The organism is Halorubrum sp. CBA1229 (assembly GCF_003721435.2).
Taxonomy (GTDB): Archaea; Halobacteriota; Halobacteria; order Halobacteriales; family Haloferacaceae; genus Halorubrum.
On sequence record NZ_CP054585.1, the window covers coordinates 1,469,869 to 1,487,129 of the forward strand.

The following is a 17,261-nucleotide window of genomic DNA, read 5'->3' on the forward strand; positions in this document are numbered from 1 at the left end:
GGTCGGTGACGGGACGGGACGCTACAGTCGCTCGCGACAGACGTCGGTCAGGACGCTCACGGCGCGGTCCAGCTCGGAGAGCGGGAGCCGCTCGTCGGGCGCGTGGTCCAGATCGGAGTTCCCGGGGCCGTAGGTGACCATCGGGCAGTCCCACGCGGCCGCGAAGAGGTTCATGTCGCTCGTTCCGGTCTTCCGGAGCAGGCGCACGTCGCCGCCGGCGCCGCGGATCGCGACGCGGAACGCCCGCGCCAGGCCGGTCCGGGGGCTCTCCATCACGGGGGGCATCGGGTCGCCCCAGTGCACCGACCCGGTCGAGAGCTCCGCCTCCGCGAGCTCGTGGATCTCGTCGACCGGGCGAGACGGCGGGACCCGCAGCTGGACGTCCATCGTCGTCTCCACGGCGAGCCCGTCGTCGCTCAGCCCGCCGTCGATCGAGATGGGCTTCGTCGTCACCTGGTCGAACACCGCGGTCTCCGGGTCCTCGGGGGTGAACGCCTCCTCGACGCCGTGCCACCAGTCGATCGCGTGCTGGATCGCGTTCGGCTCCGGCCGCGAGGAGTGGCCCGACTCGCTCGTGTTCACGTACGTCCCCTCCAGCAGGCCGCGGTAGCCGAGGGTGATCCCGGTCCAGCCGGAGGGCTCGCCGTTGATCACCGCGTCCGGCGCGTCGCGGTCGCCGATGAGGTGGCGCGCGCCGCCGGAGTCGACCTCCTCGCGGACGACGCCCGCGAAGGAGACGCCCGTCTTCACCGCCGCGACCGCCATCGAGACCAGCGGTCCCGTCGCGTCGACCGCCCCGCGACCCCACAGCACGGGCTCGCCGGGCTCGCCGACGCGGACGTCGGACGGTTCGGGCAGCTCTCCCTCGGGGGGCGCCGACCGCACCTCGACCGGGATGTCGCCCGGGACCGTGTCGACGTGCGAGGTCAGGAGGACGGCGTCGTCGGCCGGCGCGCGGACGTTCCCGACCTCGTCGACCCACGCCTCCCGGCCGTTCGCCTCGAAGAAGTCGACGAGCCGCTCGGCCGCCCGCTCCTCCTCGCCCGACGGCGAGGGGATCGACACCATGTCGTACAGCAGCTTCCGGGCGGGCGTGTCGCAGGCCGCGGGGTAGCCGCCGCCGGCGACGACATCGCCAGCGGACTGCTCGGCCGCCGCGTCCTCGGCCTCCGGCTCCGCGTCGCTCTCGCGTCCCTTCCCGGTCGCCATCACCCGATCACCTCCGCGAGGGCGTCGACGACCCTATCGGCGTGCTCGCGCTCTATCGTCAGCGGCGGGAGCAGGCGCAGCACGGTCCGACCCGCCGGCAGCGCGAGGATCTGGTGGTCGATCGCGAGGTCGCGCAGCAGGCGGTTCGAGCCGCGCTTCACCTCGACCCCGATCATCAGGCCGTCGCCGCGCACGTCGCGGACGTCGTCGCCGAGGCGCTCCTCGATCTGCCCGCGGAGGTACGCGCCGACCTCGGCGGCGTGGCTCGGGAGCCCCTCGCGCTCGATGACGTCGAGCGTGGCGCCCGCGGCAGCCGACACCACGGGACCCCCCGAGAACGTCGAGCCGTGATTGCCGGCGTCCTCGGCGATCCAGTCGCGACACAGCGTCGCGCCGATCGGGAGCCCGCTGCCGAGCCCCTTCGCGGTCGTGAGGACGTCCGGGACCACGTCGTGCTTGTCGGCCGCCCACAGCGACCCCGTGCGGCCGAGCCCGGTCTGGATCTCGTCCAGTATCATCGCCGCGCCCGACGTCGCCGTCGCGACGCGAACCGCCTGCAGGTACTCGGTGTCGACGGGGTTGATCCCGCCCTCGCCCTGCAAGGGTTCGAGGATCACCGCCGCGGTCTCGTCGTCGACGGCCTCGCGCATCGCGTCGGCGTCGCCGTACTCGACGAACTCCACGCCGCCCGCGAGCGGCTCGAACCCCTCCTTGTACTTCTGCTTCCAAGTGGTCGCGAGCGCGCCCATCGTCCGGCCGTGGAACCCCTGCGTCGTCGCGACGATCTTCTCGCGGCCCGTCGCGTGCCGGGCGAACTTCAGCGCGGCCTCGTTGGCCTCCGTGCCGGAGTTACAGAGCCAGACGTTGTCGACGTCGACCGGGCCGGCCTCGGAGAGCCGCTCGTACAGCGCCGTCCGCGCCGCGTGCGGGTACGACGCCTGCACGTACATGAGCTCCTCCAGCTGGCTCGTCGCGGCGTCGACGACCTCGGGGTGACAGTGGCCGACGGGCGTGCAGGCGTAGCTCGCGCCGAAGTCGAGGTATCCGGTCCCGTTGGTGTCCGTGACGTGGACGCCGTCACCGGAGGCGATCTCGATCGGCTTCTCGGAGAAGACGAAGCCGCTCACGCCGTCTCACCTCCGGTCTCGGCCTGTTCTGCAACTGCAGAGCGCATCATGGTCGTCCCCTCGCCGCCGAGCGCGGCGACGATGGGGTCGCCGACGTTGGCGTCGGCGACGACGACGCGCCCGGAGCCGCCCGAGAGCGCCTCTTTCGCGGCCATCACCTTCTTGCCCATGAACCCCTCGGCGGCGTCCTCGACCGCCGCGAGCCCGTCGGGCGTCGCCGCCGACTCGATGCGCGTGTCGGGGTCGTCCGGGTCGGCGTAGACGCCCGCCACGTCCGTGAGGAGGACGAGGTCGGCGCCGAGCGCGCCGGCGACCGCGGCGGCCGCCCGGTCGGCGTCCGCGTTGACCGGCGTGACGCCGCCGTCGCTCTCCTTCCCCTCCATGGGGGGCGAGACGACGGGCGTGTAGCCGTCGTCGAGCAGCCCGGAGAGGAGGTCGGCGTTCACCGATTCGATCCGCCCGGAGTGCTCGCCGCGGCGGATCTTCTTCTTCCCGTCCTCGACCACGCGGACCGCCGACTTGCGGGGCCCCGAGAGGAGCCCGCCGTCGACGCCCGAGAGGCCGACCGCGTCGACGCCGGCCTCGCGGAACAGCGCCGTCAGCTCGGTGTTGAGCTTGCCGGCCATCGCCATCGTGAACGCCTCCATCGCCTCGGCGTCGGTGAACCGCCCCGTGACGCCGGAGGCGGACTCGACGTACTCCGGCTCCATGCCGAGCCGCTCGATCGTCTCGTCGACGACAGTCGAGCCGCCGTGGACGACGACGACCTCGCGCCCATCGGCGACGAGGCGAGCGACGTCGCCGACCGCGCCGGCCGGGTCGACCGCCTTCGCGCCGCCGATCTTGACGACGACCGGGGGCTCGTCGGCGGGCTCGTCTCCGCTCATGGCGATCCCACCGGGTGGAGTCCCTGGAATTCGAGCCCGGCGGTCTCGGGCAGCCCGAGCGCGACGTTCGCCGCGTGGACCGCCTGTCCGGCCGATCCCTTGGTCATGTTGTCGATGGCCGAGAAGACGACCACCCGGCGGTTGCCGGGGTCGAGCTCGAAGCCGACCTCGCCGTGGTTCGTGCCGGCGACCGACTTCGGCTCGGGGTAGCGGTAGACGCCGCCCCCGCCGGAGACGATCCGCATGAACGGCTCGTCGGCGTACGCGCCGCGGTACGCTTTCCACAGGTCCCCCTTCGAGACGGGCTCGTCGGGGAAGACGTGGCAGGTCGCGCTCGCGCCGCGCACCATGTCGACCGCGTGCACCGTGAAGGAGACGTCGAGCCCGAGGTACGCCTCGATCTCCGCCTCGTGGCGGTGCCCGGTCGGGGCGTACGGGCGCACGACGCCGGAGCGCTCCGGGTGCGAGGAGGCCGCGCCGCCGCCGGCGCCGCCCTCCGAGGAGCCGACCTTCACGTCGACGACGACCTCGCCCGCGTCGGGGCCGAGCGCGCCGGCGTCGACCAGGGGTTTCAGCCCGAGGATCGTCGCCGTCGCGTTGCAGCCGCCGCCGGCGATCAGGTCGGCGCCGGGGAGGTTCTCGCGGTTGATCTCGGGGAGCGCGTACTCCGCGCGCTCCAAGTACTCCGGCGACTCGTGGCCGTCGTACCACTCGTCGTAGGCGTCGGCCTCGGGCAGCCGGAAGTCCGCCGAGAGGTCGACGACCGTGTCGGCGACCTCGAAGTACTCGTCGACCCGCCCCATCGAGACGCCGTGCGGCGTCGCCGAGAAGAGGACGTCGACAGACTCCAGGTCGTCGGGGTCGGAGAAGCGCAGGTCGAGCCCGCGCAGGTTCGGGTGCGACCGGCCGACCGTCATGTTGTCGGCCGACCGCGACGTGGCCTGCACCACGTCGAACGCGGGGTGACCGGCGAGGATCCGCAACAGTTCGCCGCCGGTGAAGCCGGTGCCGCCGACGACGCTGGCGGTGTACGTCTCCGCGGGCGTCGCGTCGTCGCCCGTGTCGTCGGCGCTCATGTGTGCGCCTCCGCGGCGTCGTCAGCGTTCTCCACCTTCGCCTCCAGCCAGTCGACGACCCTCGCCGGAACGTCGACATCGGTGGCCGAGTCGAGCGCCTTGAACTCGACCGTGTGGTTCACCTCGTGGACGGTGTACTCGCCGGAGTCGGTGCCGCCCACCTCCATCAGGTCGACGCCGAGCATGCCGCCGCCGACCGCGTCGGAGGCGCGCTCGACCAGCTCTCTCGCCCGGTCGTCGAGCTCGAACGACTCCGTCTCGCCGCCCTTCGCGGCGTTCGTGAGCCAGTGGTCGGACGAGCGCGTCATCGCGGCGATCGGCTCGCCGTCGACCGCCAGCGCGCGGATGTCGCGGCCGGGCTTGTCGACGAACTCCTGCACGTAGAACACCTTGTGCTCGTAGTGGCCGAGCGTCTCCTTGTGCTCTAAGATCGCCTCGGCTGCGTCCCGGGTGTCGATCTTCGCCATCAGCCGACCCCACGAGCCGACGACCGGCTTGAGCACGCAGGGGTAGCCGAACGACTCGATCGCCTCCAGCGCGGCCTCCTTGGTGAACGAGACCTCGGTCGCCGGGGTCGGAATGTCGGCGTTCGCGAGCGCGAGCGAGTTCTTCGCCTTGTCGGCGCAGACGTCGCCCGTCTCCGGGGCGTTCACCACCGGAACGCCGTAGCTGTCGAGGAACCGCGTCGCGTACAGCGACCGGCTCGTCGACAGGCAGCGGTCGACGACGAGATCGAGGTCCTCGACGTCCGCCGTCGTCGACTCCAGGCCGAACCGCTCCTTGCGGACGTCGATCTTCTCGACCTCGTGGCCGCGGTCGCGGAGCTCGTTGAGCAGGAGCTTCTCGTCTTTCCGGATCCGGGAGTAGAGGATCCCTACGTGCATGTCGACCACTCGCGAGTCGCGGTCGTGGCGGTGGTCGCCATCTACTCGCCCCAGTCCTCCTCGAGCTCGGGCGCCTCCTCCAGCGTGACGGGGTCCAGCGAGATGACCTCCAGCTCGGTCCCGGTGACCGGGCTGTCGATGATCTCGCCGACCTCGACGTCGGCCGGAAGCTCGATCTCCTCGCCCGTGATCGGGTCCTCTGCCAGCAGCGTGTCGGTGTCGCTCGTCATCGTACCAAGCACTCGGCCACGAACGGTCATAAAGGCTTCGAACTTGTTGGGTAGTTTACATAAAACGGATCGGCCGCTAACGGAAGCAGTTCGACGAAATCGCGCCGTATCGAGATCGGATGTCAGATCCCGGTAGTAATTGTGTCCCCCTTACGGGGACGGTCGTCGACGTCGGTCGGGCCGACGTCGATCGGGTCGACATCGACCGGACCGACGTCGGTTCGACCGGTGCCGATCGAGCGGGCGACCGCCGCGCGGTCGCGGCTCAGACATAGCTCTCGACCTCCGCGTCCAGCGCCTCGCTCGCGGCGGCGAGCGCGTCGCGCGCCGCCGTCAGCGCCTCGTCGTCCTCGCCGATCCGGGCCTCGACGGCGTCGAGCTCGCCGGCGACCGCCTCGGGGGCCGGTCCCCCGGCGGAGTCGCGGCTCGCCACGCTGGCGGCCGGATCGAGCGCCGACTCTACGTCTCCGCGGCTCACGTACGCGGAGAGGGGCTCGCCCGTCACGTTCCGAGCGGCCTCGTCAACTTTTGCGGCCGCCGCGGCCGGCGAATCGTCGTCCTCGACCGCCTCCGCGGCCGTCGCGACGATCTCGTGGGCCGTCCGGAAGGGCATCCCGCCCATCGCGAGCAGGTCGGCGACGCCCGTCGCCGTCGAGAACCCGTCGCCCGCGGCGGCCGCAAGCGTCGCCTCGTCCCAGTCGGCGGTCGCGACCGCGCCGGCGGCGACCTCGGTCGCCTCCCGCACGTCGCCCGCGATCTCGAACACGCCCGCGTGGGCGCGCTGGAGGTCGCGGTTGTACGCGCGGGGGAGCCCCTTGAGCAGACTCAGCGTGCCCGTCGCCTCGCCGATCGCGTCGCCGGCGACGCCGCGGGTCAGCTCCAGCGTGTCCGGGTTCTTCTTCTGGGGCATGATCGAGGAGGTGGAGGCGTACGCGTCCGACAGCTCCACGAACCCCTTGTTCGAGAAGAGGATGAGGTCCTCCGCGAGCCCCGACAGCGTCGTCGCGAGCGTGGCGCACGCGGTCGCGCCCTCCGCGAGGAAGTCGCGCGCCGACGCCGCGTCCGTCGAGTTCCGGACCGTCCCGTCGAACCCGAGCAGCGCCGCGGTGCGGTCGCGGTCGATGTCGAACGGCGTCCCCGCGAACGCGGCCGCGCCGAGCGGCGACCGGTTGACCCGGTCGTACGCGTCGAGCAGGCGCTCCGTGTCGCGGGCGACTCCGCCCTCGTACGACAGCAGGTAGTGCGCGACCGTCGTCGGCTGAGCCGGCTGGAGGTGCGTGTAGCCGGGCATCACGGTCTCCGTGTGCTCGCTTGCGACCTCCACGAGCGCCTCGCGGAGTGCAACCGTGGCCTCGGCGGCCGCGAGCAGGTCCTCGCGCAGCCGGTACCGGATGCAGGTCGCCACCTCGTCGTTGCGCGAGCGGGCGGTGTGCATCCGCCCGCCGTCCGGACCGATCCGGTCGATGACGGCCGTCTCGATCGCCTCGTGGACGTCCTCGCCGTCGGACAGGTCGCCGTGGCCGGCGGCCTCCACGTCGTCGAGCGCCGCGAGGATCTCGCCCGCGACCGCGCCGTCGACGATCCCCCGTTCGGCGAGCATCACCGTGTGCGCGCGGTCGACCGCGAGGTCGGCCTCGAAGATGGCCGCGTCGGCCGCGAGGCTCGACAGGAACTCGCGGGCGGGGCCCCCGCTGAAGCGATCGCGGCGCACGGCGGTGCCGCTCTCAGCGGGCTCGTCGCCCGCGCTCGCATCGGCGTCCGCCCCCGTACCGGGGTCGTCGTCGGTCATCTACTCCTCGTCGGTCTCGTCGTCGGTTCCGCTCCCGTCCGTGGCCAGTTCGGGCTTCGACACCGCCGCCTTCACGTCGTTGGCGAGGCGCTCCTGGAGCCCGTGGTACTTCGCGACGCCCGTGGCGTCCTCCTGCGCGATGCCGGCGACGTCCTCGGTGTTGAACGAGGCCATCTCCTCGGAGTAGACGGCGTACTCGGAGTCGCGGGCGACGACGCGGCAGTTCCCGCCGGAGACCTTCACGGTCGCCGTGCCGGTCACCACGTCCTGCGTCTCGTCGACGAACGCGTTCAGCGCGTCGACGACGGGGGCGAACACGAGCCCCTGGTACGCCTTCTCGGACCACTCCTGCTCGATCCCCTTCTTGAACGAGCGCTCGTTCTTGGTCAAGACGAGGTCCTCGAGCGCCTGGTGGGCCGTCAGCAGGACGGTCGCGGCCGGGTGCTCGTAGTTCTCGCGGACCTTCAGCCCGAGCATGCGGTCCTCCATCACGTCCGTGCGACCGATGCCGTAGCCGCCGGCGTACTCGTTGAGGTGCTGGATGAGCGGGACGGGGTCCATCGCCTCGCCGTCGACGGCGACCGGGACGCCCTCCTCGAAGGTCACCTCGATGGTGGTCTCGCCCTCGGGCTCGGCGGTCCACTCGTAGATGTCCTCCGGCGGCTCGTAGTTCGGGTCCTCCAGCTTGCCGCCCTCGACCGCGCGCGACCAGATGTTCTCGTCGATGGACCAGACGCCGCCGTCGCCGGCCTCGACGGGCAGGTCCTTCTCGGCGGCGTAGTCGATCTCCCACTCGCGGGTGAGCCCGAGCTCGCGGACGGGCGCGATGACTTCGAGGTCGGAGCCGCGCCAGACGGCCTCGAACCGGAGCTGGTCGTTCCCCTTCCCCGTGCAGCCGTGCGCGATGGCGTCACAGCCCTGCTCCTCGGCGACGCCGAGGATCGCCTCGGCGATGACGGGGCGCGCGAGCGCGGTCCCGAGCGGGTAGCCCTGGTACGTCGCGTTCGTCTTCACCGCGTCGAAACACAGCTCCGCGAACTCCGCTTTCGCGTCGACGACGTGGAGGTCGAGCCCGAGGGCGTCGGCGGTCTCCTCCGCCTCGTCGAACTCCTCGGTCGGCTGCCCGACGTCGACGTTGACGCCGATGACCTCGTCGTAGCCGTACTCCTCTTTCAACAGCGGCACGCAGACTGTGGTGTCGAGTCCCCCACTGAACGCGAGTGCAACGGTTGCCATTACCGGTGTAAAATGGACTCTACCCCTTAAATTCACCGCTTTAGATATTGCATAAAAACGGCGGCGGCGACGCTCGCGGAGGACGTAGCTGTCACTCTACGAGACGAAACGGCGCGAACGCGACGAGGGAATGAAGATTACTGGCCCGAGGGGGCCCGTCGTCGCGCCGCGCCGGAAGCCGGTCGCGGCGGTCGGACGCCTCGTCGCGGTCGCGGGGCTCGTCGGCCTCGGAAAAGGGCGGCGTCGAGACGAGCCTCCGCGTTCATCACCTGTACCTACCCGAGTTTCGGTATAAAAACATTCCGCAACGGCGCTGTGACCCCCTCTCGATTCCGCGTTTTACCGGATGATCGGTTATAAGCGATCGTCGGCGTCGCTCAGATCGCTTCCCGATACGCCTCCAGCGTCCGCTCAACGTCCTCCTCCGTGTGCGCGTACGAGGTGAACTGGCACTCGAACTGGTTCGCGGTGAGGAACACGCCCCGCTCTTTCATCTCCTGCCAGAACACCCGCTCCCAGCGGTCGGTGGCGGCGTCGGCGACGTCGGCGCCCGTCTTCGGACAGCTGTCGTACCGGGCGCAGTCGGGGTCCTGCCGACAGCCGCCGGCGCAGCAGGCGTCCGAGTCGTCGGGCGCGTCACGCGTGAAGACCGTCTTGAACATCGAGTCGGTGCCGACGACGGTGTACTCCGGCGCGCGCTCCGCGCAGATCTCGGCCATCCCCTCGCGGAGCTTCCGCCCGAGACGGTTGACGTGCTCGTACACGTCGTTCTCGGCGGCGTACTCCAGTCCGGCCTTCCCGGCCGCCATCGTCACCGGGTGTCCCGAGAAGGTGCCGGACTGGAACACGTCGCCGGCGGGCGTGAACTCCTCGATGATATCCGCCCGCCCGCCGATCGCGCCGACCGGGAACCCGCCGCCGATGATCTTCCCGAAGGTGGTGACGTCGGGCGTGACGCCGAACTTCGACTGCGCGCAGCCGAGGCCGCCGACGCGGAACCCGGTGATCACCTCGTCGAAGACCAGGAGGGCGCCGTGGTCGTCACACAGCTCCCGGAGCGTCTCGTGGTAGCCGTCCACGGGCATCACGATCCCCATGTTGGCGAGGATCGGCTCGACGAGGACGGCGGCGATCTCGTCGCCGTGCTCCTCGAACACCGCTTTTGCGGCCTCCGGGTCGTTGAACGGGATCGGGAGGGTGTGCTCGGCGAACTCCTCGGGGATCCCGGCCGTCGACGGGTGCGCGTCCCCCGGCGACCCCTCGACGAGCGTCGACTCCTGCGCGCCGTGGTAACCCCCCTGCATGACGACGATCTTGTCGCGGTCGGTGTGACCGCGCGCCAGCCGCACCGCGGACACAGTCGCCTCCGTCCCCGAGTTGACGAACCGGATCGACTCGACGCTCGGGACGTGGCGCGCCACGAACTCGGCGTACTCGACCTCGATCTCGGTCGGCGCGCCGTACATCGGCCCCTCCGCGACGTGCGACTGGACCGCCGCCTCGACCGGGTCGGGCAGGTCGTGGCCGTACAGCAGCGGGCCGTACCCCATCACCCAGTCGACGTACCGGTTGCCGTCGGCGTCGATGACGTGGCCGCCGTCCCCGCGCTCGACGAAGAAGGGGTGCGGCATCGTCGCCCGGACGGAGGAGTTGACCCCGCCGGGCATCACCGACAGCGCGCGGTCGTACAGCCCGCGGGAGCGCTCGTGGTTCATGCCCAGCGGTTGGGCCGGAGGGGTGAAAGTAGTTGCCGACCGGCGGCGAGACCGTCGTCTGATCGCCGGGGTTCGCTCCGGGTCCTGTGCCGACGAGCACTGCGGCTCGGCGCCGCGGCGTCACGGAAAAATCTCGCGTCGAGATCGGTCGTCCGGTGCTCCGAGAGCTCGGTCGTCGGTGCCCGCGCCGACTTACACGGCCTCCGGGCCGGTCGTGCCGGTGCGGACCTGCAGCGCGTCCTCGACCGGCATGATGAACACCTTGCCGTCGCCGGGCTCGCCGGTCTTCGCGGCGTCGGCGATCGCGTCCGCGACCTCGTCGGCCGGGATGTCGGCGACGACGACCTCGACTTTCACCTTCTGGTGGAGGTCGACCGTGAACTCCTCGCCGCGCCACTGGCCCTTCTTCGCGGGCTGGCTCCCGCGGCCGGAGACGTTCGTCACGGTGAGCGAGGGCGCGTTGATCTCCGCGAGCGACTGCTTGATGGCCCCGAGCTTGTCGGGGCGGACGACCGCGGTGACCATCTTGATCTGCGAGCCCGCCTCCTCGCCGCCGTCGGCGCGCGGGGAGCCCTCGGTGGTGTCGACGACGGACGGACCGCCGTCGGTCGCGACGCGGTCGCCGCCGAACTCGGGGTAGGTCTCGACGCCGTGCTCGGAGATGTCGAGGCCCTCCTGTTCGTGCTCCGCGGTGACGCGCGCCTCGCCGCTCACCTTGAGGACGTACCAGACGGCCGCGGTCGCGGTGAGCGTCCAGCCGCCGATGATGACGACGCCGGTCAGCTGGGCGATGAAGTGGGCACCGATACTGCTACTCAGAGCGCCCGGGGCGGCGACGAACGGGAACAGCAGCGTCCCCAGCACGCCGGCACTGCCGTGGACCGGGAACACCGCGCAGACGTCGTCGATCTTGAGCGTGTCCGAGACGAACTCGAAGACGATCGGGAGCTGCGCGCCGGCGAGGCCGCCGACGACTAAGGCGCCCCACCACGCCGTGGTGTCCGGAATCGCGGTGATGCCGACCAGTCCGGCGAGCAGGCCGTTGGCGACGTAGAGCGTGTCGACCTTGCCGGTCTTCAGCCACACGACGAGGGCGGCGCCGATCCCGCCGGCCGCCATCGCGATCGTCGTCCCCATCGCGACGAGGTTGACGGTCAGCGTGTTGAACATCCCGCCGCTGACCACGGAGGCCGTCCCGACGTTGAAGCCGTACCAGCCGAACGCCAGGATGAGCGTCCCGAGGACGGCGAAGGTCAGCGAGTGGCCGGGGATGACGTTCGTCGAGCCGTCCTCCGCGTAGCGGTCCATCCGCGGACCGAGGACGGCGGCCGCGGTGAGCCCCGCGATGCCGCCCATGCCGTGGACGATCATCCCGCCGGCGAAGTCGTGGAACGCGGTGCCGGTCAGCTGCGCGACGAGCCCGTCGCCCGAGGCCGACCAGGTGAACGCGATGACCATCGGGTAGATCACGGCGGCCAGCAGGAACGTGTAGGTGACGTACGCGCGGAGCTTCGCGCGGCCGGCGACAGCGCCGGACACGATGGTCGCGGCCGTCATGGCGAACACTGCGCCGTAGAGCCAGTTGACGTACGGGCCGACCGCGCCGGACTCGACGGCGAGCTCGCCGCCGGAGAACAGCGTCCCGGCCGCGGAGACGGGGCCGCCGGAGCCGCTCATCACGCTGGTGAACGCCGTCCCGATCAGGAAGAACACCGTCACTCCGACGCTCCACGTCAGGAGGTTCTTCGTCAGCTGGTTGGCGACGTTCTTCGAGCGCACCTGCCCGGCTTCGAGCATGGCGAAGCCCGCGTGCATGAAGAAAATCAGGAACGTCACCATGAGGATCCACGTCCCGTTCATCGCGGACGCGAACGTGCTCGGATCGACCGTCGCGACGAGGCCGGTCGTCACGCTCCGACCACCTCAACTAAACATACGTCCTTCGAATCGCGCATTTCGTTCGTGTTCATGTGCTGAATCACGTTTCGACAGCGGGGAACAAGAATATATAAACGTTAGAGTTGAGTTTCACAAAAAGTAGATTTGATAATACCGCGGATGTCCGATATAAGGACGGATACATGGTGTATAAGGACATATTTCTGAGGAAGATTCCGCAATCCTTGCGATCAAACCGGACGGACGTTTTGTAAGTAAGCTGTCAGTATCTCCCGGATCGACCGATCTCGGGTCGCGCGGCGCCGGGCGCGGTGGCTGCTGGCGAATTTTGCCACGCCTGTTAGCGGCCGGATCCCGCGTTGCGGCGGTATACGGCCGAGATCGGCCGTTCTCGGCTTTCCGGGAGAAAATTTACGTTCGTCAACCGGATCTGCGGTCCCGGACGCGATCCGGGCGTCGAGCCGCTCGTTCGCGTTCGGATCGGAAGTCGACGGCGTCGATTACGGGGGCCCGACCCGGCTACTCCGGCTTCAGTCCCTCGCCCTGCACGCGCATCACGGCCTCGCCGTCGGCGAGGTTCGGTGCGTCGACGAGCCGGACGATCCGCTTGTCGCCCTTCGACTTCCGGAGGTACATCCGGAAGGTGGAGGCGTGACCGAGGATGTTGCCGCCGATCGCCTGGGTCGGGTCGCCGAAGTAGGAGTCGGGGTTCGACGCGACCTGGTTGGTGACGAGGATGGCGGTGTTGAACAGGTCGCCGATCCGCATCAGGTCGTGGAGGTGCTTGTTGAGCTTCTGTTGCCGGTCAGCGAGTTCGCCCCGGCCGACGTACTCGGCGCGGAAGTGGGCGGTCAGCGAGTCCACGCAGACGATCCGGATGGGCCACTCGCTCTCCTCGTGTTCGCCCGCCAGCTCCTTCGCCTTCTCCGCGAGCAGGATCTGGTGGTTGGAGTTAAACGCCTTCGCGACGTGGATCTGGTCTAAGAACGCCGCAACGAGCTCCTCCATCGCCTCCTCGTCGCTCGGAGTGCCCTCGATCTCGCGCCGCTCCATCTCGTCGGCGAGGATCTCGTCGTCCAGCCCGCGGACCATGTCGTCGATCCGCTCCGGGCGGAACGTGTCCTCGGAGTCGACGAAGATGCAGCCGCCCTCCAGCCCGCCGTTCTCCTCCGAGAGCTGGACGTTGACGGCCATCTGGTGGGTCACCTGCGACTTCCCGGACCCGAACTCGCCGTACACCTCGGTGATCGACTGCGTCTCGATGCCGCCGCCGAGCAGGTCGTCGACCTCGTCGATCTGCCAGGAGAGCTTCCCGATCTCCTCGCGGCGCTCGAGCACGGTCGCGCCCGTCTCGAAGCCGCCGACGTCGGCGGCCTCGCGGGCGGCGTTGATGATGTCGCTGGCGGACGACTCGCCGATGTCCGCGGTGTTCGACATCTCGCCGGGACTGGCGACGGCGATCGACTGGTAGCTCTCGAACCCGTTCTCGACGAGCTTGTCCGCGGTCGCTGGGCCGACTCCGGGGAGGTCCTCGAGTTCGTCTTCAGGCATGTACACGACCCTTGTTCGCCATCCGGTATAAAGACTGGTTTACACCCGAGTGAAAGTGAAACGGGGCCCGCGACGCGCTCAGCAGTGCGTCGGCTCCGTATATAAGCGTCCGCGTCGAAACGCCCCGCCGTTCCGCCGGCGAAACTGGTCCGTCAGAACCCCACGCGACGGACGTACTCCAGGTCGCGGATCTCGACGAGCAGCTCCCCCGCCAGCTCCGCGTCGGTGATCACGTACAGCTTCGGGTCGTCGGTGAACTCGGGGTCCTCGCTCAGCACCTGCCGGATCGAGACCCCGTGATCGGCCAAGATCCCGGTCACCTCGGCGACGATCCCGGCCTCGTCGGCGGCGGCGACCTCGATAGTGAGGACCGTGAGATCGAGGACCGGCGCCAGGTCCATGAGGCTCGGCACCGACGAGATGTTGGTGAAGATGCGCTTCAGCTCGGGGTCCTCCAGGATGGCGTCCGTCGTCGAGTCGACCACCCGCCGGTCGACGTCGAGCTCGCGCGCGATTCCGGTGTAGGGGATCTCGATCCCGCCGGAGACGACGCGGCCCTCCTCGTTGACGGAGAAGCCGCGCTCTAAGAACAGCCGGATGACGGCCTGCTGGCTCGGTGACCCCTCGAACTTCTCGAGGATCTCGTCGAACATTCGTTACTACTGGCGGTGACGGCCTGTCGGTATAAATGACGGTGCGTCGCGCCGGGGGACGAGGCGAACTCGCGCGCGGCCGAGCGGCCTCAGTCCGCCAGCCCGACGTACGCCCCGCCGAGCACGGCTCCGTACGCGAGGTGGCCGATGGCGCTCAGCGCGCTGACGTTGGGAAGCGGCGGGTTCGCGGGGGAACCGACCGCGGAGAGCCAGATCGGCATCACGATCACGGCGAGCCCGACCCAGACGGCCAGCCCGTAGGCCGCGCCGGCGCCGAGGGCCGCGCCCGTGTTCTCGCCGATCGAGGGCTTCAGTCCGACGAGCGCGGCGAAGCCGACGCCGAGGACCGCCCCGTGGGCCATGTGGATCACCCAGCCGACGAACGGCGCCGCCGGCGGCGCGAGCCCGTACATCGACGGGATCACGACCCCCAAAAGCGGGGCGGGGATCACGTACGTCATCACGAGTCCGAAGACGACGCCGCCGGCGAGCCCGCCGGCCACGCCCGCCTTCCAGTCGCCCGTCTCGGTCGATACCTCGTTCGCCGCGGTCGCGGTTTCGGTCGCCATGACGCTTCGTTCATCGCGCAAAAACAGGTAATATATGCTGGTATAATGCACCGGCGACGCACGAACCCCGTGCTTATATATGCGTATTGAAACGAGTTAGACGGCCCGAACCGTCGGCTCGCCGCCTCACCGAACCACTTCCGCCGCGGCACCCCACCCCTTTTAGCCGATGGCGACGAACCACGGCCCGTGTCAGAGTCGCCGCATCTGCGGTTCTTCCCGTACGAGGAGCCGTATCCGAACCAGCGCGAGGCGATGGACAGGATCGCCAACGCGCTGGACCGCGGGCAGGACGTGCTGTTCGAGGGCGCGCCCGGGACCGGGAAGACCCTCTCCGCGCTCGTGCCCGCCCTGGAGCACGCCCGCGAGCACGACCGCACGGTCGTGATCACGACCAACGTCCACCAGCAGATGCGGCAGTTCGTCGAGGACGCCCGCGCGATCACCCGCGAAGAGCCCATCCGCGCGGTCGTCTTCAAAGGCAAATCGTCGATGTGCCACATCGACGTCGACTACCAGGAGTGTCAGACCCTCCGGGACACCACCCGCGAGCTGGTCGAGACGGAGAGCGAGGTCCGCGAGCTGGAGGCCCGCCAGCGCGAGCTGCTCGCCGAGAGCCGCGAGGGCGACGCCGGGGCAGCCGAGGCCCGCGAGGCGATCATGGACGAGCTCGACGAGCTGGAGGCGGAGATCGACGAGTACGAGGCCGCGAACGTCTGCGCCCACTACCGGAACAACCTCGTTGAGGACACCGACGAGTTCTTCGGGTGGCTGTTCGAGGACGTCCGCACCCCCGAGGACGTGTACGCGTACGCGGACGAGCGCGAGCTCTGCGGCTACGAGCTGCTCAAGGAGGGGATGGAAGGGGTCGACCTGGTCGTCTGCAACTACCACCACCTCCTCGATCCGAACATCCGCGAGCAGTTCTTCCGGTGGATCGACCGCGACCCCGCCGAGATAATCACCGTCTTCGACGAGGCGCACAACGTCGAGGACGCCGCCCGCGACCACGCCACCCGCACCCTCACGGAGACCACGCTCGACGCCGCCGTCGAGGAGCTCGCGGACAGCGACGACTCCCGCGCCGAGGCGGCCGGGAACGTCGTCCGCGCGTTCCGCGACGCCCTGGTCGAGACGTACGACGACGCGCTCGGGTTCGGCGAGCGCGAGTCGATCGGCGAGAACTGGGAGGACGTCTCGATCGCCAACGACGACCGGCGGGACGACCTCACGCTCGCGTTCCTCCGCAACTACGAGGGAAAGGGGATCGACACGGAGACGGAGTTGGCGGTCCAGCTCGGACAGGCGTTGGACGAGGAGTACGAGCGCCGCTACCGCGACGGCGAGACGACCACCCGGACCGAGTGTCAGACCCTGCAGGTCGCCCGGTTCGTCTCGACGTGGATGGACGAGGGCACCGAGCTCGGCCAGTACCCGGTGGTCTCCGTGCGCCGCGACGGCGCGACCGACGAGGTGTACGGCCGCGCGGAGCTGTACACCTGCATCCCCCGTCGGGTGACCGAGGAGCTGTTCGGCGAGGTCGCCGCCTCGGTGCTGATGAGCGCCACGCTCCGCCCCTTCGACGTCACGAAGGACGTGCTCGGGCTGGAGGACGTGGCGGCGCTCGCGTACGAGATGGCCTACCCCGAGGAGAACCGCCGGACGTTCGCGGTCGACACGCCGCCGCTGTTCGCCTCCGAGCGCAACGACCCGGAGACCCAGGAGACGGTGGCGTCGCTGCTGCGCGACGCGATCCGCTTCACCCCGGGCAACACGCTCGCCTTCTTCCCCTCGTACGCCGAGGCCGAGCGCTACCACGAGCGGCTCGGCGGAGCGGCGGGCGGCGGCGCCGGCGCGAGCGGCCACACCGGCGCGGGCGGCGGGCTCGCGGCCGCCGACCTCGGCTCCCTCTACCTCGACGGCCCCGGCCAGGACGAGGAGGACCTGCGCCGGACGTTCGTCGAGAGCGATGACGCCACGCTGTTCACCTCGCTGTGGGGCACGCTCGCGGAGGGCGTGAGCTTCGACGCCGACGACGCCCGGACGGTGGTGGTCGTCGGCGTCCCCTACCCGCACCTCTCCGACCGGATGGAAGCGGTCCAGGACGCGTACGACCGGGCGTTCGCCGACCGCGACCGCGCCCGCGACCCCGGGTGGGCGTACGCCGTCGAGATCCCGACGATCCGCAAAACGCGGCAGGCGCTCGGGCGCGTGGTCCGCGGCCCGGACGATTTCGGCGTCCGGATCCTCGCGGACCGCCGGTACACGACGGCCGACATGGGGAAGTACTCGGTCCGCGGCGCGTTCCCGCCGGAGGAGCGCGAGGAGCTGCTCGACGTCGACCCCGAGAAGCTGAAGTTCGCGATGCTGAACTTCTACGGCGACCACGACGCGTACGACGGAGCGCCGCCGGAGCCGTGAAGCGGGGCGATTGCC

14 protein-coding genes are annotated in these 17,261 nt (G+C 70.0%); 1 reads left to right on the forward strand and 13 read right to left on the reverse strand.

Going from position 1 to position 17,261, the window contains the following annotated elements:
- Positions 1 to 21 precede the first annotated feature (21 nt).
- From Hrr1229_RS07355 to Hrr1229_RS07415, 13 genes are all read right to left on the reverse strand, one after another.
- A complete protein-coding gene (locus Hrr1229_RS07355; RefSeq protein ID WP_123113500.1) occupies positions 22 to 1,209 on the reverse strand; it encodes a [LysW]-lysine hydrolase in 1,188 nt (395 codons plus the stop codon).
- Positions 1,209 to 2,336 carry an aspartate aminotransferase family protein gene (locus tag Hrr1229_RS07360; RefSeq protein ID WP_123113499.1) on the reverse strand — a complete coding sequence of 376 codons (1,128 nt, stop codon included), beginning with the start codon at positions 2,334 to 2,336 and terminating at the stop codon, positions 1,209 to 1,211. Before Hrr1229_RS07360 ends, Hrr1229_RS07355 begins: the two co-directional genes overlap by 1 nt.
- Entirely contained in the window at positions 2,333 to 3,223 is an 891-nt protein-coding gene (locus Hrr1229_RS07365; protein ID WP_123113498.1) for an acetylglutamate/acetylaminoadipate kinase, read from the reverse strand. Before Hrr1229_RS07365 ends, Hrr1229_RS07360 begins: the two co-directional genes overlap by 4 nt.
- On the reverse strand, positions 3,220 to 4,299 hold the full coding sequence (argC, locus tag Hrr1229_RS07370) for an N-acetyl-gamma-glutamyl-phosphate reductase (RefSeq protein ID WP_123113497.1): 1,080 nt from the start codon (positions 4,297 to 4,299) through the stop codon (positions 3,220 to 3,222). The genes Hrr1229_RS07365 and argC overlap by 4 nt, the downstream gene beginning before the upstream one ends.
- Positions 4,296 to 5,183, reverse strand: coding sequence for a lysine biosynthesis protein LysX (gene lysX / locus Hrr1229_RS07375; RefSeq protein WP_123114891.1), 888 nt, complete (start codon positions 5,181 to 5,183; stop codon positions 4,296 to 4,298). The genes argC and lysX overlap by 4 nt, the downstream gene beginning before the upstream one ends.
- Before the next feature lie 41 nt (positions 5,184 to 5,224).
- Complete coding sequence (lysW, locus tag Hrr1229_RS07380; RefSeq protein ID WP_123113496.1) at positions 5,225 to 5,413, reverse strand: lysine biosynthesis protein LysW; 189 nt, start codon at positions 5,411 to 5,413, stop codon at positions 5,225 to 5,227.
- Between the two features lie 265 nt (positions 5,414 to 5,678).
- Positions 5,679 to 7,202 carry an argininosuccinate lyase gene (gene argH, locus Hrr1229_RS07385; protein WP_176329376.1) on the reverse strand — a complete coding sequence of 508 codons (1,524 nt, stop codon included), beginning with the start codon at positions 7,200 to 7,202 and terminating at the stop codon, positions 5,679 to 5,681.
- A complete protein-coding gene (locus Hrr1229_RS07390) occupies positions 7,203 to 8,438 on the reverse strand; it encodes an argininosuccinate synthase (protein ID WP_123113495.1) in 1,236 nt (411 codons plus the stop codon).
- Between the two features lie 377 nt (positions 8,439 to 8,815).
- A complete protein-coding gene (locus Hrr1229_RS07395; RefSeq protein ID WP_123113494.1) occupies positions 8,816 to 10,153 on the reverse strand; it encodes a glutamate-1-semialdehyde 2,1-aminomutase in 1,338 nt (445 codons plus the stop codon).
- A gap of 192 nt (positions 10,154 to 10,345) precedes the next feature.
- On the reverse strand, positions 10,346 to 12,064 hold the full coding sequence (locus tag Hrr1229_RS07400; protein WP_176329377.1) for an ammonium transporter: 1,719 nt from the start codon (positions 12,062 to 12,064) through the stop codon (positions 10,346 to 10,348).
- 507 nt (positions 12,065 to 12,571) lie between these two features.
- On the reverse strand, positions 12,572 to 13,603 hold the full coding sequence (gene radA, locus Hrr1229_RS07405) for a DNA repair and recombination protein RadA (protein ID WP_123113493.1): 1,032 nt from the start codon (positions 13,601 to 13,603) through the stop codon (positions 12,572 to 12,574).
- A 152-nt stretch (positions 13,604 to 13,755) separates the two neighbouring features.
- Positions 13,756 to 14,256 (reverse strand): ACT domain-containing protein, encoded by a 501-nt coding sequence (locus Hrr1229_RS07410; RefSeq protein WP_123113492.1) that lies wholly within the window; start codon positions 14,254 to 14,256, stop codon positions 13,756 to 13,758.
- A gap of 89 nt (positions 14,257 to 14,345) precedes the next feature.
- Positions 14,346 to 14,825, reverse strand: a complete 480-nt coding sequence (locus Hrr1229_RS07415; protein ID WP_123113491.1) for a histidine kinase — start codon at positions 14,823 to 14,825, stop codon at positions 14,346 to 14,348.
- A 189-nt stretch (positions 14,826 to 15,014) separates the two neighbouring features.
- Here Hrr1229_RS07415 and Hrr1229_RS07420 point away from each other — a divergent pair, with 189 nt between their 5' ends.
- Positions 15,015 to 17,246 (forward strand): ATP-dependent DNA helicase, encoded by a 2,232-nt coding sequence (locus Hrr1229_RS07420; protein ID WP_123113490.1) that lies wholly within the window; start codon positions 15,015 to 15,017, stop codon positions 17,244 to 17,246.
- Positions 17,247 to 17,261 lie beyond the last annotated feature (15 nt).

Excerpts from the sequence above, each read along its gene's own strand:
- argC (WP_123113497.1), bottom strand. The coding sequence starts at position 4,299 with ATGAGCGCCGACGACACGGGCGACGACGCGACGCCCGCGGAGACGTAC.
- Hrr1229_RS07410 (WP_123113492.1), bottom strand. The coding sequence starts at position 14,256 with ATGTTCGACGAGATCCTCGAGAAGTTCGAGGGGTCACCGAGCCAGCAG.
- radA (WP_123113493.1), bottom strand. The coding sequence starts at position 13,603 with ATGCCTGAAGACGAACTCGAGGACCTCCCCGGAGTCGGCCCAGCGACC.
- lysW (WP_123113496.1), bottom strand. The coding sequence starts at position 5,413 with ATGACGAGCGACACCGACACGCTGCTGGCAGAGGACCCGATCACGGGC.
- Hrr1229_RS07390 (WP_123113495.1), bottom strand. The coding sequence starts at position 8,438 with ATGGCAACCGTTGCACTCGCGTTCAGTGGGGGACTCGACACCACAGTC.
- Hrr1229_RS07365 (WP_123113498.1), bottom strand. The coding sequence starts at position 3,223 with ATGAGCGGAGACGAGCCCGCCGACGAGCCCCCGGTCGTCGTCAAGATC.
- lysX (WP_123114891.1), bottom strand. The coding sequence starts at position 5,183 with ATGCACGTAGGGATCCTCTACTCCCGGATCCGGAAAGACGAGAAGCTC.
- Hrr1229_RS07395 (WP_123113494.1), bottom strand. The coding sequence starts at position 10,153 with ATGAACCACGAGCGCTCCCGCGGGCTGTACGACCGCGCGCTGTCGGTG.
- Hrr1229_RS07415 (WP_123113491.1), bottom strand. The coding sequence starts at position 14,825 with ATGGCGACCGAAACCGCGACCGCGGCGAACGAGGTATCGACCGAGACG.
- Hrr1229_RS07355 (WP_123113500.1), bottom strand. The coding sequence starts at position 1,209 with ATGGCGACCGGGAAGGGACGCGAGAGCGACGCGGAGCCGGAGGCCGAG.
- argH (WP_176329376.1), bottom strand. The coding sequence starts at position 7,202 with ATGACCGACGACGACCCCGGTACGGGGGCGGACGCCGATGCGAGCGCG.